Raw genomic sequence first — 15,535 nt, 5'->3', positions numbered from 1 at the left:
TAGCAGATGAGAAGAATGGTGAAGGAGGTCTTCCTGGGGGTCAGATTCCTTGTCTCCCTTTACTTTGTGCTTATATCCCTATCCATGGACACCCCCCAAAAGAGTACTTTGGTTGTATTAACCGCCCTTTACTTCTCCTTTAGCCTACTTTCCTACATAAAGTACGAAAAAACCAGGTTTATTAATAAGTTAGTTGATGTGATTTTTATCCCACCGATGGTGTTTTTAACGGGAGAGCCCAAAGCTATATATTCCCTCCTACCCCTTATAGTCCTTCACACTAACAGAAGTCTTTTAGCCACTTCGCTGCTCTTCTTCTCAGGTGTGGTCTTAACAGCCTACATGCTCCCCAAAGAACCACTTTGGCTCTTTTCAAGCCTTATACTTCTTATTTCTTCAGTGGTTTCAGCCCTTATACCTGACTTTCTAAACGTAATAAAGAAGGAGCGCGACTCCGTAAAAAACCTCCGCAGCTCCTACAGGAAACTGCTCCAAGAGTTTGCCAGATGGGAAAAGGATAAGAAAGAGCTGGAAGCCCTCAAGTTTCTTATAGAGTACTCAACAAAAAGCAAGAGCGTTGAAGACTTCTTGAGGAGTGTTAAGGAGAAGTTTAAGGTAAAACAGATACATCTGATACCAAAAAAGGAAGTTGAAAGTTACACCCCACTCATGGACAGGGAGAAGGGTTTACTATCTGTTCCCGTCAAGCTTGAAGAAGGAAATGCGGTTGTTATATTTGAAATGGAAAGCCCATTCCAGTTGAACGATGACACGGTTGTAAGCTTACTGGAGAGAGCAGGCAGGATGGTTAGCTTGTACATAGCCGGGTTTGAAGATAACTCTTCCTTTGGAAGAGCTATAAACATTAGTTAAGAGGATGGCTACGGTTAAAGAAAAGGAAAGGTACGATAGAGAGTTGAACCTTGAGGGTTTATCCTGTCCTGTCCCCATAGTTATGACCTCGGAGACAGTGAAAAAACTCAAAGAGGGAGAAATCTTAAAGGTTATAGCTACTGACCCTGGGTTTGAACGAGATATATGGAATTGGAGCAAGCAAACCAAAAACGAACTGATAAAAGTTGTAAAAGAAAACGGCAAGACTGTAGCCTATGTTAGAAAAACCTCAGAGGGGAAAGAACCTTCTCTTGGTTACTGGATAAGGTTCCATGCGCTCGGTGTAAAACTTCATCTTAGACTCTGGCTCCTTAAGTTAAATCCCTTTGTTAAAAAGCCTGACCACTTTATAACCTTCGTTGCAATCTCTGAGGGAACGAGGGCTGAAAAGTTTTTAAAGGGTAAATACGGCTCCGTGCTTATCCCGGTTCCTGACGAGATAGACCCAAGGTGCGGCGTAGTCTTAGCAGTGAGCGGAGAGGAGAAAGCCAAAGAACTCTACGAGCTTCTTAGGAAAGAGGGCTTTGGGGTAGAAGCTATATACAGGAAGAAAAACGGCGAGTATGAAAGAACTTACCCTTAATAACCTTTTCGCCTCCTGAAAGTTGCTACATAAACAGTCAGGGCGACACCTAAAAGCGCGTGGAAGAACACGAGGCTGAAGCCTGTGGGGAGGTCAAGCCTGAAGGACAAGAGGATACCTGCCGTATTCACGGCAGCCCCGTAAACCCAAGCGAATATAAGACCCTTACCAAGCATAACTGAAACAAGGGCGGGAGCTACAAGTATGGAGAAAACAACGAGAACACCTACAAGCTTTACTGAGCTCGCCACCGTAAGCGCAAAGAGTGTAAAGAATAGCAGCTCTCTGAAAAAATCCCCTTTGATATGCCTCCTCAGGTAGAGAAGAAAGCCCAGGGATGCATACAGAATGCCGGTTTCAACTATCTCCCTCCGGGAGACGAAGAGTATGTCCGAAGCCGTGAGACGCAAATAATCTTCCATGCCATGGGGAGATCGGGAAAGGAGAAGCACAATGGCTGAAAACCCAAAGGCGTAAAGAAGACCGATGAAAGCCTCTGAGTATTCCCCTACCCTCTTGGACAGGGCGACCAGAAAGCCGGCAAGGAGAGCGAAGACAACGGAAATGAGGTACGAAGGCTCACCTGAAAGGAGAAGCGACAGAGCCAAACCGGCAGCGGAAAACTGAGCTACCGCTATATCGGCAAAAACTATACCCCTTCTGACTATCTCAAGCCCAAAGTAGGAATGTATCCCAAGAAGTATGAAGGAAAGAAGAATCGTCTGGATAACAAGGTCAGTCACCCTTTAACCTCCTAAGGAGTTCATCATAAAGAGAGAAAAGGTCCTTAACCTCCGGTATGGAGCCAACATCGTGAGGAAGGACTACAACCCTTGCCCCTATTCTGCCTGCCACAAAACGAGCTGTTCTCTCTTCGTTATAAACACCTAAAAGGATACTTCTTACCCCCTTTAAGTTGATAAGCCTCTGGATATGGTCCCTTGTAGGTGGTATACCTGGCAGGGGTTCCAGAGTTTCTAAAAGAACAATTCCATAACGCTTGAGCAGATAGTTGAATAGGCTATGATAGGCTACAACCTTTACACCCTTTAGAGCTGAAAACCCCTTGTCCCAGCTCTTGAGCCTTTCTTCCCATCTTCCCAGGAAATCCTTAAGCCTTCCCTCATAAAGGGTGCACCCTTCACCATCAAGCTGGCAGAGCCTCTCTTTCACAGCCCTCGCGAGGACAGGCATGTTATGGGGGTCAAGATTATAATGGGGGTTTCCCTCAGGATGAACGTCTCCCATAGCTCTGGAGATCACCTCTGGTTTTTCTATAAGCCTGACGAAGGATGAAAGATCTAAAAAGCCCTCACTTCCGGGCTGGATTTTCGGATTGTTTGATTGCAAAAGCAATGGGGGAAGAAAACCAGCTTCCAACTGGGCACCCTGAATCACGAGAAGGTCTGCACTCCTTAACTTAGCTATATGGGAGGGCTTTGGTATCACAAAGTGTGGGTCTTCAGTTCCTTTTGCGATAACGTAAAGCTCTACCCTGTCTGCACCCACCTCCCTTACCAGCTCCCCTATCCAAGGGTAGGTTACAACCACCCTAAGCTCGGCAAAGGAGAAGGAAACCAAAGATAGAAAAAGGAAGATAAGCCTTTCCATGGTTAAACCTCCTTCAAAAGGGATGGGCACCATGGGCACCAATGGCAAAGGTCAGCTGAAGAATCAGCTCATTTATCGTTTTCCTCTCTCCCTCTTCGTAAAGAGCCCTATTTTGACCTAACTGAAACCTGACCCTTGAAAATTCGGTTGGTCTAAACTCAAGAACGCCGTAGTAAGCGGGTAGATTATCGGGCAAATCCTCCCTCTGGTCAGCCTCCCTTACCTCATTTCTCGTTATAAGGTTGTACTGAAAGCCTGCCCTCCATCTCCTTGAAAACTGCCACACCGCCTGGACGTAAAAGCCTCCCTGTCTCTTCTCAGCGTAAAGTGCTGTAAGGTCTCCAAATTCGTCATAGCGGTAAAGGGTTCCCTCCGTATTCCTGTGTATGTACTCACTCTGAAGAGCAATGTATGTGTATGAATCAACGAAGTACTTTGCTGTGAGGTCAACCCCATAGATTCCTACCTTTCCCTTAAAAGCCTCTTCCTCTTCAATACTCCTCACATTTCCTAGAGCGTAGGAAAGCCCTGTTAGTAAAGAGAGGCTTCCAAGGTCAAAGGAGGTCTTCAAAAAGCCCACGAAAAGACCAGGTCTGAAGGCATCTCCAATCCTCACCTCTGACCCGCTACCGTCCCTCTTCGTATTGAGGGTAAAACCTTTAACACCGAAGCTCCTCTCGTTTTCACCCTGCAGAACCTCAAGACCGAACAGCAGGTAAAGGGGCAAGGGAGCAAGCCAGTTTATCTGAACGCCCTTCTCAACCAGTCCCTCACCGAAGAACACCCTGTAAATGAGGGGTTGCTGAGCAAAATCCCAGAGATGGGGATGCTGGGAGTTGAGTCTTCCGAAGGAGCTCCTGAACTTACCAGCTTTTACCTGGAAACCATGGGGCAGTCCCCGTGTCACTGCATAAGCCTCCTCAAGCTGAACACCCTCTTCGGAGAAGGGGATCGTAACGTAGAGCTCAAAGTAAGGGTCAACGGGAGCGTTTAAGAACAGCTCTCCATAATTGAGATTGAAGCCTTTCTCTCTATTGAACTCTCCGTGGGCATGCTCTTCACCGTGTCCGTGTAGGAATCCGGGGACTTCAAGGGTATCCAGGTTGTTTTCGTTCCTTAAGACCAAGGATGTGTCTAAGAGGAAGGATATATTCGGTATAAAAGGGGTCTGCTTAAAGGGATATACCTGATAAGCCTTTAAACCTTCCTCAGAAAAGGAAAGGCTAAAGAGACAGAGAAGAATGAAAAACCTTTTCATGTACTTACCTCCTCCGGGTTTTAGTAGTTAGCAGAGAGACTTCACAGGGTAGGAGGTCCTCTAATTGAAGTATAGGAGGAGGTTTGCTTGTAATATAAGGAAGAAAGTTCTGGTGGTCCTATATAAAAAGCTCCCAGGACCACGCCCTTGGGTTTTATCTCTACTTTACTTTCTACCTGTTTCTGGCTCTTAAAGATACATATTGCACACTCGGGATGCTTCTTTCCATCTCTATGTTCGTGCTTTATGAACAGAAAACCCTCAAGGCTCAGAAGAAGGGCTATAAGAACAGCAAGTCCTTTCATCCCTGAACCTACATCAGTTCTCCAACCTTCAACTTCTTCTGCTCTCCAGTTTTCATATCCTTTATGGAGACAACTCCCTCCCTCATCTCATCTTCACCAATTATGACGGCGTAGTCTGCATCCATCTTATTGGCAAGCTCCAGCTGTTTTTTCAGTCCTCCACCTCTGTAAGAAAGTTCAACCACCTTTCCCTTTCTCCGAAGCATGTCTGCAACATTGATAGCGTAAGAGTAAACATCCCCAAAGGGAATAACGAAGTAAAGCTCGTAGTCCTTTTCCGGTTCATCCACCAAGAGCATAAGCCTTTCAATACCAGCGGCAAAACCGAGTGCCGGCGTTGGTGGACCTCCAAACTCCTCTACGAGGTAGTCGTACCTTCCCCCAGCCACCACAGCCACCCCAAGCTTCTCCGATACGGCTTCAAAGACCGTTCTCGTGTAATAATCAAGACCCCTCACGAGGTTGTAATTCTCCTTGTACTTTACACCGAGCTTATCAAGGTAGAGTTTGAGTTTCGTATAGTGTTCCCTACATTCCTCACAAAGGAAATCAACCATCTTAGGAGCTTCCTTTACAGCCTCCCTGCAGGTCTCCACCTTGCAGTCTAGGACTCTAAGGGGGTTCCTGTCCTTCCTGTCAATACAAACATCGCACAGATGTCCGGAGACGTCATGTAGGTACCGGGTAAGAGCCTCTCTGTAGGTAGGTCTGCAGAGCTTACATCCGAGGGAGTTTATCTCTATAACTGCATCTATGCTAAGACCATCAAGTATATCCTGAACCAACTTTAAAAGCTCCGCATCGGCGTGGGGTTCTGCAACACCAAAGACCTCAGCACCTATTTGATGGAACTGTCTGTACCTTCCCGCCTGAGGTCTTTCGTATCTGAACATGGGACCTTCATAAAAGAACTTGTGATAGGGTCTTAGAGCGTAGAGCTTGTTCTCTATATAAGCTCTTACCACCCCAGCCGTCCCTTCAGGTCTCAGGGCTAAAACCCTCCCCTTCCTGTCAGGGAATACGAACATCTCCTTTTGAACTATGTCCGTAGCTTCTCCTATACTCCTCTCAAAAACTTTTGCAAACTCTACGATGGGTACTATTATCTCCTCATAGTTATATCTCTTTAACAGAGTTCTAACAAGAGAGGTTATCCTTCTGAACTTCCTAAGATCAGAACCGAGTATATCATGAAACCCTCTGGGAGCTTTATACTCTTCAGCCATGAACCCCTAAAACCCTTTCTCTCCAAGGTAGAGAACCAGGTCTCTAAGCCTGCAGGAGTAACCCCACTCATTGTCATACCAGGCGACAACGTGAACAAGGTTGTCTATAACCTGGCTTAGAGGTGCATCAAATATAGAAGAGTAAGGGTTTCCCACTATATCGGAAGACACTATAGGGTCTTCACAATACTGAAGTATCTCTTTCAGGTAGGTTTTGCCGGAAGTTTCATACTTCTGGGCTGCCTCCTTAAACCTCTCATTAACCTCCTCAACGGAGGAAGGGGTCTTATCAACCACAACGGTCAAGTCTATCAGAGAACCATCGGGAACCGGAACCCTTCTGGCAGTCCCGTCCAGCTTACCTTTCAGCTCAGGTATAACCTCTCCTATCGCCTTGGCGGCTCCGGTTGTGGTCGGAATTATATTTACAGCGGCAGCCCTTGCCCTTCTGAAATCCTTGTGGGGTAGGTCTAAGAGTCTCTGGTCGTTAGTGTAAGCATGAACCGTGACCATGTATCCCCTTTGAACGCCGAAAACCTCGTTCAAGACTTTAGCTACCGGAGCAAGGCAGTTGGTCGTACAGGAGGCGTTTGATATTATTGAATGTTCTGAAGGGTTATAACTCTCCTCGTTCACCCCAAGAACTACTGTTATATCAGGATTTTTGGCAGGTGCCGAGATTATAACCTTTCTGGCTCCACCCTTCAGGTGCAGGGCAGCCTTGTCTCTTTCTCTGAACACACCTGTAGACTCAATGACCACATCTACCCCAAGCTCACCCCAGGGTATCTGAGCAGGGTCTTTTTGGGCGAAGACCCTTATCTCCTTTCCATCAACGTAAAGGGTATCGTCCTTCGCCCTAACTTCTCCAGGGTATACACCGTGAACGGAGTCGTATTTTAGGAGGTGAGCCAGGTGAGAGCTATCGGTCAGGTCATTTATGGCTACTATCTCTATATCTTTGTATCCTCTGCAGGCTCTGAAGAAGCTCCTTCCAATTCTCCCAAATCCGTTTATACCTACCCTTATAGCCATAGCTATTTAATTATAATTCAACGGGAATTAATTGGTTCTATTCTCAGCTTGCCATTTGAGGAAGCTCTCCAGGAACTGGTCTATATCTCCATCCATAACCGCTTCCACATTCCCTGTTTCATAGCCCGTTCTGAGGTCTTTTATCAGTCTGTAGGGGTGAAATACGTAAGACCTTATCTGGTGTCCCCAGCCTATGTCGGTTTTCTCTCCCTCATATTGCTTTTTCTTCTCAAGGAGCTTTTGTTGCTCTAACTGATAGAGCTTTGCCTTGAGAAGCTCAATGGCTTTCCTCCTGTTCTGGAACTGGGATCTCTCCTGTTGGCAGGAGACAACAATCCCTGTTGGCACGTGGGTTATCCTCACCGCGGTGTCGGTTTTATTTACGTACTGTCCACCTGCCCCTGAAGCTCTGAAAGTCTCTATTTTTAAGTCTTCGTCCTTTATCTCAATATTTATATCTTCGTCTATTTGGGGCATAACTGATACAGCAGCAAAGGATGTATGCCTCCTCGCATTGGAGTCAAAAGGGGATATCCTAACGAGCCTGTGAACTCCCTGTTCTCCCTTGAGATAACCGTAGGCGTAGGGTCCCTTTATAAGCATCGTCACACTTTTTATACCGGCTACATCATCAGGGGTTATGTCCACCACCTCAACCTCATATCCGTTCCTTTCAGCCCACCTCCTGTACATCCTGAAGAGCATATCAGCCCAGTCGCAGGCTTCCGTCCCACCAGCTCCAGCCTGTATTGTAAGGTAGGCGTTCTTAGAGTCCATATCCCCAGATAGATAGGTTTTTAGCTCAAGCTCGTTCAATCTTTTTTCAAGAGTTTCCATCTCCTCTTCCAGCATCGCCCATGTCTCAGTGTCCTCTTCTGGTGTGCTCTGGGCAAGCTCCTCAACATCTTTAAGGGCATTTTCAAGGTCTTCAAGAGAATTTATGGTCTCTTCAAGCCACTTCCTCCTCTGTATGATTTTCTTGGCGTTCTCCTGGTCTTCCCAGAACCCTTGAGAAGACATAGTCTCATCTATCTTTTTCAGTTCATCCCTGAGCTTATCAGGCTCAATGACCTTTCTTACATCTTCAAACCTTTCCTTAAGCTCTTCTATCTTTCCCTTTAACTCTAACATGACCGTATATTAATTTAGGCTTGGTGGGTTCAGTGTGTTATGACTCAATCCACGACTCTGTAACCCCACTCTTCTATGGATTTCTTTATATCCTCCAAAGGTACTTCCTTTTCCATATAAACGTTAACCCTTCCACTGTCCAGAAAAACCTCAACCTTTGACACACCTTCCAGGGAAGATATAGCCCTCTGAACGGTCCTTACACAGTGTTCACAGGTCATACCCTGAACTTTGAGCTCCAACTCTTTCATGAAAATTATTTTATCACCGGAAGGGGTAAACTGAATCAGTTATGCTTCCCCTATATCCTCCCTTTCTATCTCTATATCCTCTGTGAGCATAGGCTCAAAACCGTAAGAGGGCATAAAGGTTCCCGACTCCCTCTCAATCTCCTCCGCACACTGGGCGCAGTACCTTGTCCAGGGTATAGCGCAAAGCCTTTCAAAGGCTATCTCAACACCGCAGCTCTCACATACGCCGTAAGAGCCACTTTCTATCTTCTTTAGGGCATAATCTATCTCCTTTAGGTTAGTGATCTCTATCTGGGACAGGTTATCAAGAAGCTCCTCCGTATAGGTCATCTGTCCTATGTCCTCCCAGTCCCTAGGCTCCTTTGATTCCTCCTCAAGGCGTTGCTGGGTTTCCTCTTTCGCCAGATACCTTTCTAAAATCTTCGCCTTTTCCTCCAAGAGCCTGTTTCTGCATTCCTCAAGTTGTTTCTTGGTCATAACCTCCTCCTTGTCTAAAGCTTGAAAGTATAATATTATAGTGAACTGTTAAGTTTTGTCATGCATAAAAAGATATTAATATACCTCTTAATCTCTTTAGGTGGCGTTTTTGGAGTTTTATTCCTTCTCCTGTTCAGCTTATATATGACACTGCCTGACGTAAAACTACTTGAAGGCTGGACACCTCCCCAATCTTCCATAGTTTATGACTACAGAGATAGACCTTATGGAGATATAGGTGTCCAGAAAAGATACTATGTGAAGATTGATGAGATACCTGACAGGGTCATATATGCATTTGTAGCAGCGGAGGATAGAAACTTCTTCAGTCATTCTGGAATAGATTTCGGAGCTGTGTTCCGAGCCATGATAGCAAATCTAAAAGCTGGCAGGGTAGTTCAGGGAGGAAGCACAATAACCCAGCAGCTTGCAAAAAATCTATTTCTGACGAGGGAGAGAACTTTAAAAAGAAAATTGAAAGAAGCTTTGTTAGCCATAAAGATTGAGAGAACCTTTGATAAACGAAAGATCCTTGAACTTTATCTGAACCAGATATACCTCGGAAACGGTGCTTATGGAGTTGAAGCGGCAGCACGTGTTTACTTTGGTAAGAGTGTCAAGGACCTCACCCTTGAAGAGGCAGCTCTGTTGGGAGGACTCCCGAAAGCCCCCTCAAGGTTCAACCCTTTTGTGAACCCTGATACAGCCAAGACAAGAAGAAACTATGTTCTAAAGAGGATGTTAGAGGACGGCTATATAACCCAGGAAGAGTACGAGACAGCGGTAAACAAGCCCATAGTTGTCAGAAAAGACGATAAATATAGGCTTTCAGACTATGTGCTTGATATGGTGAAAGAGTATCTTACGGATAAATACGGAGATATAGCCCTGCAGGGTGGACTCAAGATATACACAACCATAGATAGGGACTTACAAGCTCTTGCCATTCGCTCTTTAAAGCAGGGTTTGAAGAACACCGCAAATATAAACGGGTTACCCATTATGCCGGAAACAGAAGAGGATATGGAGGAGTTTTATAAAGCTGAAAAGAAAACCCTTGTCAACGGTAAGGTTTACGTGGCAAAAATAATTGATATAAAGAACGATTCGGCCGAGGTTGAACTTGGAAAGAACAGGTTCAAGGTGAGCTTAAAAGGTCTAAACCTTGAAGGGAGAGAGTACCTGCTCGTAAGGTTGTTTAAATATGATGAGGGCTGGCAGGCGGAGGTAGTACCTGACCTTCAAGGTGCCCTGATAAGTATGGACGTTCACACGGGAGCCATAAGGGCTATAGTAGGTGGATATTCTTACGCTTACAGTCCTTTCAATAGAGCTATAAAGGCGAAAAGGCAACCGGGTTCCGCCATAAAACCAGTTATATACCTATCAGCCCTTCTCAAGGGAGAGACTCAGATATCATCTATAGACGCCAGAGCGAGAACCTTTTACGACCCGGCAACGGGAAAGGAATGGACTCCCAAAAACTATGAGGACAGTGAATACACAGTTGTTACCCTAAGAGAGGCTCTTGCAAAAAGTATAAACACAGCAACAGTGAACCTTCTGGATAAGCTCGGTTTTGAAATAGTTCTCAGTGTTGGAGACAAGGTAGGCTTATCCAACCTGAAACCTTACTACTCTTTAGCCCTTGGAACCTTTGAAGTGACGCCTCTTCAGCTGACGTCAGCTTACCAAGTCTTTGCAAATCTTGGAAAGAAGTGCGAACCCTTTTTTATAAGGAGAATTGTAGATGAGAATGGAAACGTCCTTGAGGAAAATACCCATAAATGTGAAGAGGTTCTACCCCCTCAGGAAACGAGGGTTTTGGTTGACATGCTCAGGGCTGTAATACTTGAAGGGACTGGAAGAGCTGCAAGAGACTTACCAAGGGTGGTAGCAGGTAAAACCGGAACAACTGACGAATACATGGATGCCTGGTTTATAGGTTTTTCTCCTTACATAGTTACAGGCGTCTGGGTAGGTTATGACATAAAGGTATCTCTTGGAGAGAAGATGTCCGGAGCAAGGGTAGCGTTACCTATATGGAAGAACTTTATGGCAGTGGCAGCTTCCAAGTATCCCAACGATGATTTTCCATTACCCGAAGGTACTGTGGTTGTCCCTATAAACCCGAAGGACTACGTTATAGCAGATGAAACTTGCCCTGGGGTAAACATGGTCTTCGTAGAGGGAACTCAACCAAAGCTCACCTGTTCAGACTTAAGGAACATAATCAGTCCATAGGAACCTTCGCGAGAAACATAGGTATATCAAGATGATGTATGACAAAGGAGGTTACGCTCCCAAGAAAAAGCTCCTTAAACCTGCCTTTGCCGTAAGCTCCCAAGAAGAGTACATCTATTCCCTCGTCCTTCGCAAAGCTAACTATACGCTCCTCCGGTAAACCGGACACATAGAAGAATTTATGTTCTTCAGGGAGAAGTTCCCTGACCTCCTCCTCAATCCTTTTTACCTCTTCCTCTTCTTCCTGAACAGACAGAACGTTTATTTCATAGTTATACAGGCTCCTAAGAGAGCGGCAGATGCGCAGAGATAGCTTCGCATTTTCACTTCCATCGTAAGCGACAAGAGCCCTTTTGAGTTCTCTCTCCTCCTCAGGCACCAGGAAAACAGGGCACTTGGCATGACGGGCAACCTTCTCTGAGTTAGAACCTATAAGTATTCCGCTTATAGGTTTCCTACCAACCCTGCCAAGTACTATCAGGTCTTCAGGGTCAGCCTGAGAGGCGATCTCTCTGTATGGAACTCCAGAAGTCTGGACAACAGAAACCTTCGCCCCATACTCCCTACCAAGGGATGAGAATTCGGTCAGTATAGTATCACCTTGTTTCTCAAGGAAATCCTTTATCTTCCCAGAGATACCTTCATAGTAAGTGAAACCCAGAACTCCAGCAAGGTCTGCGAGGAAGCTCTCCTCTAAGAGCCTGACATCTATAACGTATATACCCACAACAGGAACATCATAGAAGTTTCCCATCTTAAAGGCATATTTAGAGGCGGTTATTGACGCTGGAGAACCATCAACCCCGACAACAATCCTTTTAAACATCTAGGTTCTTCACCTCTTTTGCATAGGTTTCTATGAATTCTCTCCTCGGTTCAACCTGCTCTCCCATTAGAATTGTGAATATCCTGTCCGCTTCAACCGCATCTTCAATGGTGACTCTTACGAGTCTACGGGTTTTAGGGTTCATGGTTGTCTCCCAGAGTTGCTCTGGGTTCATCTCCCCTAAACCTTTGTACCTTTGGATTTCAATACCGCTCTTTACCAGCTCCATTAGAGTGTTGTATATATCCTTTAAGTTTTCCACCTTCTGGTGCTTTGAACTGTAACCGACAATCACAGGCAGGTGGATATGAATTCCCTCCAAAACCTGTTTGTAGGACAGGGAGGATAGGAAATCGGCATCTATTATTACCTTCGTTCCAAGTCTGTCGTCATAGAGTATTAAGTCGTAAGCTCCTTCAAAGTCATCATACCTTGTATCAATCCGGTAATTATTAAGCTCCTGAGACATAATTTGAACTATCTCTTTAACCCTATTGGCGCTCCTCAAATCCTCCTCAGCAATTCTGTGGGTTAGTAAGAAGCCTACCACATCTTCACCCTTGCTCTTTATGAGGGCTTTGTAGCTTTCCTCATACTCTTTAAAGGACTTCAAAACCTTTATGAGTTCTTCCCCCTTAAATTCTCTACCAATTGAGTCTCGCATGTAGGCATGCTCCCTTATCAGCTCCTGCAAGAAGCGCTCCAGCTCCTTATCGTCCTTAACGTATGTCTCCTTCCTGCCAACTTTAACCTTGTACAGCGGCGGGAGTGCTATATACACGTACCCCTTCTCTATAAGTTCCGGCATAAACCTGTAAAGGAAAGTCAACAGCAGGGTTCTTATATGGGAGCCGTCTATGTCTGCATCGGTCATGAGTATTATCTTATGGTATCTCAGCTTGGTCAAGTCTATATCCTCGCCTATACCACAACCGAGGGCACTAACTATCGCTTTTACCTCCTCATTGGCAAGAACCTTATCTATACGAGCCTTCTCAACGTTAATTATCTTTCCTCTCAAAGGAAGTATCGCTTGAAACCTTCTATCCCTTGCCTGCTTGGCCGAACCCCCTGCAGAGTCTCCCTCAACTATGAATATCTCACATTTATCTGGCTCTCTTTCTGAGCAATCAGCAAGTTTCCCCGGAAGTATTCCCTCCTCCAGGGGCGATTTCCTCCTTACAAGTTCCTTTGCCTTTTTGGCAGCTTCCCTTGCAAGGGCAGCTTCAATAGCCTTCTCAACTATGAGTTTCAGGACTTCTTTGTTCTTATCAAAGTAATCGGTTAGATATTCATATACTATTGAATCCACTATATTCTTCACGTTCTGATTGCCGAGCTTTGTCTTAGTCTGTCCCTCAAACTGAGGCTCCGGAACTTTACAGGATATAACCGCAACAAGCCCCTCTCTTATATCATCACCGGTAAACATAGTCTTCAGCTCTTTAGAAAGCTTAAGTCCTTCAGCGAGTCTAACGACAGCCTTGGTAAGTCCACTTCTGAAACCTGTTACGTGAGTGCCCCCCTCAATGGTTTTAACGTTGTTCACGAAACTGTCTATGAGCTCTTTGTAGTCCTTTACATAACGGAAGGCTATGTCAATTATGACCCCTTCCCTCTCACCTTGTATCCTAACTATGTCCTTAAACAGGGGTTCTTTAGCCTGAGAAAGGTATTCAACGAGTTCCTCTATACCCCTATCAAACTTGTAGGTAACCTCTTTATCGCTCCGTTCATCCTTCAAGTAGAACCTTACTTCAGGGTTTAGGTACGCAAGCTCCCTCACCCTCTTTTCAACGATGTCGTACTTTATACGTGTAGTTTCAAATATATCAGGGTCAGGTTTAAAGGTTACACGGGTGCCCCTTTTGGTGGTTGTTCCAACCACCTTCAGGTCGTAGACGGGCTCTCCTCTCCTATACTCCTGTCTGTATATCTTTCCATCCCTGTAAACCTCAACAACAAGCCACTCAGAAAGTGCGTTGACAACCGAAGCGCCCACACCGTGAAGTCCACCAGAGTAAGCGTAAGCTTTCTTCTCAAACTTACCTCCGGCTCCAAGCATGGTAAAGACCATCTCAACCGCAGGTCTACCAGTATCAGGGTGTATGTCCACAGGTATACCTCTACCATCGTCCTCAACGGTAACAGAGCCATCATCGTGTATTATCACGGAGATGTTCTTCGCATAGCCTGCCATAGCCTCATCAACGGAGTTGTCCAGTATCTCCCATATCAGATGGTGTAATCCTCTCTCCCCTATGTCTCCTATGTACATGGCAGGCCTAAGACGGACGTGCTCAAGCCCTGTGACCGCTTTTATATCCTGGGCACCGTAATCGGTGTCCTGAACTTCCCTATGGTTCTTAATTTCTTCTGGATTTGTCATATTTATATTATAACCTGTAGTATATATATCTGCCACAGTTGGGACATCTTTCTATTGAATCTTCCTTTAATATTTTTGCAAAGAGCACATCTGGTATTTTCATACCGCATCCGCTACACACTCCACCCTCTATAGAAACAATTACATTTTCCCCAAAGCGTTGTCTTGCTTCCTCATAAAACTTTAGAAGGCTTATATCTACCTCTTGTTCCCTCAGTTTTCTCTCTTTAAGCAGCTCCTGAAGTTTATTTTTTGCGATTTTTTCTTCCTCTATTAAATCTTCAAGCTCCTCTTTAGTTTCTTTCATATCTTTCTCAATCTTGGGCACTCTATCTTTTATTTCTTCTTTCAATCTTTCAATCTTTTCCCTGATTTCGTCAAGTTCATAGGATAGTTTTAGTACGTTATCCTCATGTTTTGATTTCTCCTTCAAAAGGGTTTTGTACTCAATGTCCTTTCTAACCATGTACATCTTCTCCTCCACTCGGTTGAGAAGTTCCTCCTCCTCCTCTATCCTCTCCTTTAAAACTCTTTCTTTTCCCTCCAACTCTTCCTTTTCCTTCAAAAGTGTCTGGAGTTCTTTCTCAAGGGATTCCAGCTTTCTCTCAAGCTCTTCCCTTTCTTTTGCCAGAATTCCAAGCCTTCTATTAATCCTGGATATTTCCTGGTCTATCTCTTGGAGGACTATTATCGGCTTTATATCTTCTTTCCGCATGGTCTTTATTTTAAGTCTGAGTACTCAAGGAGCTCAATTTCATAAACATTGCCTTCATCGGTTTTCTTATAGACATAGGTTGGAAGGGAAGTATAAGGTGTAAGGCATAGCTTAAACACAACTTCCTTTTTATGCCAAACCTCCATCATAACCCCTTCAAGTCCGCCAAACTTACATTCTTTTACAACTCTAAAGGTATCTTTGTCTATTTCTTTTACACCTGGAGAAAGCTCAACCTCTCTTGAACCCAAGACCTTGACGAGAGTTTTTGAGAACAGAGTTCTTGTTAAAGGTATAAGCCAGTAGTGGTCAAAATAACTTTTCATGAGAACAAAGCCCGCAAGTTCTTCGGCATTTTTGAACCTGTTAGATATTACGCCTTCCCACTCCCTGTATTTACCGCTTATACTCACTTCGTACTCTTCTCCCGAAATGCTTATGACTATCTCGTAACGCCCGGTAGCCTTCTCTCCCCTAAAGGTTTCTTTGTAGTCGTACATATATCTCTCATAATGCTTAAACCTGTATGGATTTAACCCATTCTTTTCCGAGAATGATATTAAAACAAAGACCATAAGCTGGAGAGCTAT

The 15,535-nt window shown here is 44.9% G+C and carries 16 protein-coding genes; 3 read left to right on the top strand and 13 right to left on the bottom strand.

Annotation, left to right across the window (positions count from 1 at the left end; translation table 11 throughout):
• Positions 1-6 precede the first annotated feature (6 nt).
• On the top strand, positions 7-873 hold the full coding sequence (locus tag BCF55_RS00495) for a hypothetical protein (protein WP_147424992.1): 867 nt from the start codon (positions 7-9) through the stop codon (positions 871-873).
• A gap of 4 nt (positions 874-877) precedes the next feature.
• A complete protein-coding gene (locus tag BCF55_RS00490) occupies positions 878-1,477 on the top strand; it encodes a sulfurtransferase TusA family protein (protein WP_121008729.1) in 600 nt (199 codons plus the stop codon).
• Here the strand turns inward: BCF55_RS00490 and BCF55_RS00485 are convergent.
• Genes BCF55_RS00485 through BCF55_RS00445 form a run of 9 tightly spaced genes read right to left on the bottom strand, consistent with a single transcriptional unit; the run spans position 1,474 to position 8,771 of the window.
• A complete protein-coding gene (locus BCF55_RS00485; protein WP_121008727.1) occupies positions 1,474-2,220 on the bottom strand; it encodes a metal ABC transporter permease in 747 nt (248 codons plus the stop codon). The genes BCF55_RS00490 and BCF55_RS00485 overlap by 4 nt on opposite strands.
• Positions 2,213-3,088, bottom strand: coding sequence for a metal ABC transporter solute-binding protein, Zn/Mn family (locus BCF55_RS00480; protein ID WP_121008725.1), 876 nt, complete (start codon positions 3,086-3,088; stop codon positions 2,213-2,215). Before BCF55_RS00480 ends, BCF55_RS00485 begins: the two co-directional genes overlap by 8 nt.
• Before the next feature lie 13 nt (positions 3,089-3,101).
• Positions 3,102-4,346: a hypothetical protein gene (locus tag BCF55_RS00475; RefSeq protein WP_121008723.1), complete on the bottom strand. Its 1,245-nt coding sequence runs from the start codon at positions 4,344-4,346 to the stop codon at positions 3,102-3,104.
• 41 nt (positions 4,347-4,387) lie between these two features.
• Complete coding sequence (locus BCF55_RS00470) at positions 4,388-4,651, bottom strand: hypothetical protein (protein WP_121008721.1); 264 nt, start codon at positions 4,649-4,651, stop codon at positions 4,388-4,390.
• 8 nt (positions 4,652-4,659) lie between these two features.
• Positions 4,660-5,877: a histidine--tRNA ligase gene (gene hisS / locus BCF55_RS00465; protein WP_121008719.1), complete on the bottom strand. Its 1,218-nt coding sequence runs from the start codon at positions 5,875-5,877 to the stop codon at positions 4,660-4,662.
• Positions 5,878-5,883: 6 nt separating this feature from the next.
• On the bottom strand, positions 5,884-6,912 hold the full coding sequence (gap, locus tag BCF55_RS00460) for a type I glyceraldehyde-3-phosphate dehydrogenase (RefSeq protein ID WP_121008717.1): 1,029 nt from the start codon (positions 6,910-6,912) through the stop codon (positions 5,884-5,886).
• A 27-nt stretch (positions 6,913-6,939) separates the two neighbouring features.
• Positions 6,940-8,043, bottom strand: a complete 1,104-nt coding sequence (prfB, locus tag BCF55_RS00455) for a peptide chain release factor 2 (RefSeq protein ID WP_121008715.1) — start codon at positions 8,041-8,043, stop codon at positions 6,940-6,942.
• A gap of 44 nt (positions 8,044-8,087) precedes the next feature.
• On the bottom strand, positions 8,088-8,294 hold the full coding sequence (locus BCF55_RS00450; protein WP_121008714.1) for a heavy-metal-associated domain-containing protein: 207 nt from the start codon (positions 8,292-8,294) through the stop codon (positions 8,088-8,090).
• Between the two features lie 39 nt (positions 8,295-8,333).
• Positions 8,334-8,771, bottom strand: coding sequence for a TraR/DksA family transcriptional regulator (locus tag BCF55_RS00445; protein WP_121008712.1), 438 nt, complete (start codon positions 8,769-8,771; stop codon positions 8,334-8,336).
• Between the two features lie 60 nt (positions 8,772-8,831).
• Between BCF55_RS00445 and BCF55_RS00440 the strand changes: the two genes are divergently transcribed.
• Positions 8,832-11,015, top strand: coding sequence for a penicillin-binding protein 1A (locus tag BCF55_RS00440; protein ID WP_121008710.1), 2,184 nt, complete (start codon positions 8,832-8,834; stop codon positions 11,013-11,015).
• On the opposite strand, the gene BCF55_RS00435 is transcribed toward BCF55_RS00440, so the two are convergent.
• From BCF55_RS00435 to BCF55_RS00420, 4 genes are read right to left on the bottom strand one after another with little or no spacing between them, the layout of a single operon-like run.
• Positions 11,005-11,841: a universal stress protein gene (locus BCF55_RS00435; RefSeq protein ID WP_121008708.1), complete on the bottom strand. Its 837-nt coding sequence runs from the start codon at positions 11,839-11,841 to the stop codon at positions 11,005-11,007. The two genes, BCF55_RS00440 and BCF55_RS00435, sit on opposite strands and share 11 nt — an antisense overlap.
• On the bottom strand, positions 11,834-14,230 hold the full coding sequence (gene gyrB / locus BCF55_RS00430) for a DNA topoisomerase (ATP-hydrolyzing) subunit B (protein ID WP_121008707.1): 2,397 nt from the start codon (positions 14,228-14,230) through the stop codon (positions 11,834-11,836). Before gyrB ends, BCF55_RS00435 begins: the two co-directional genes overlap by 8 nt.
• 7 nt (positions 14,231-14,237) lie before the next feature.
• On the bottom strand, positions 14,238-14,945 hold the full coding sequence (locus BCF55_RS00425) for a zinc ribbon domain-containing protein (protein ID WP_121008705.1): 708 nt from the start codon (positions 14,943-14,945) through the stop codon (positions 14,238-14,240).
• A 5-nt stretch (positions 14,946-14,950) separates the two neighbouring features.
• Positions 14,951-15,520: a hypothetical protein gene (locus tag BCF55_RS00420; protein ID WP_147424991.1), complete on the bottom strand. Its 570-nt coding sequence runs from the start codon at positions 15,518-15,520 to the stop codon at positions 14,951-14,953.
• Positions 15,521-15,535: the final 15 nt, after the last annotated feature.

This window comes from Hydrogenivirga caldilitoris, from assembly GCF_003664005.1.
GTDB classification, from domain to species: Bacteria; Aquificota; Aquificia; order Aquificales; family Aquificaceae; genus Hydrogenivirga; species Hydrogenivirga caldilitoris.
This window is presented reverse-complemented; position numbering and strand designations above follow the sequence as displayed.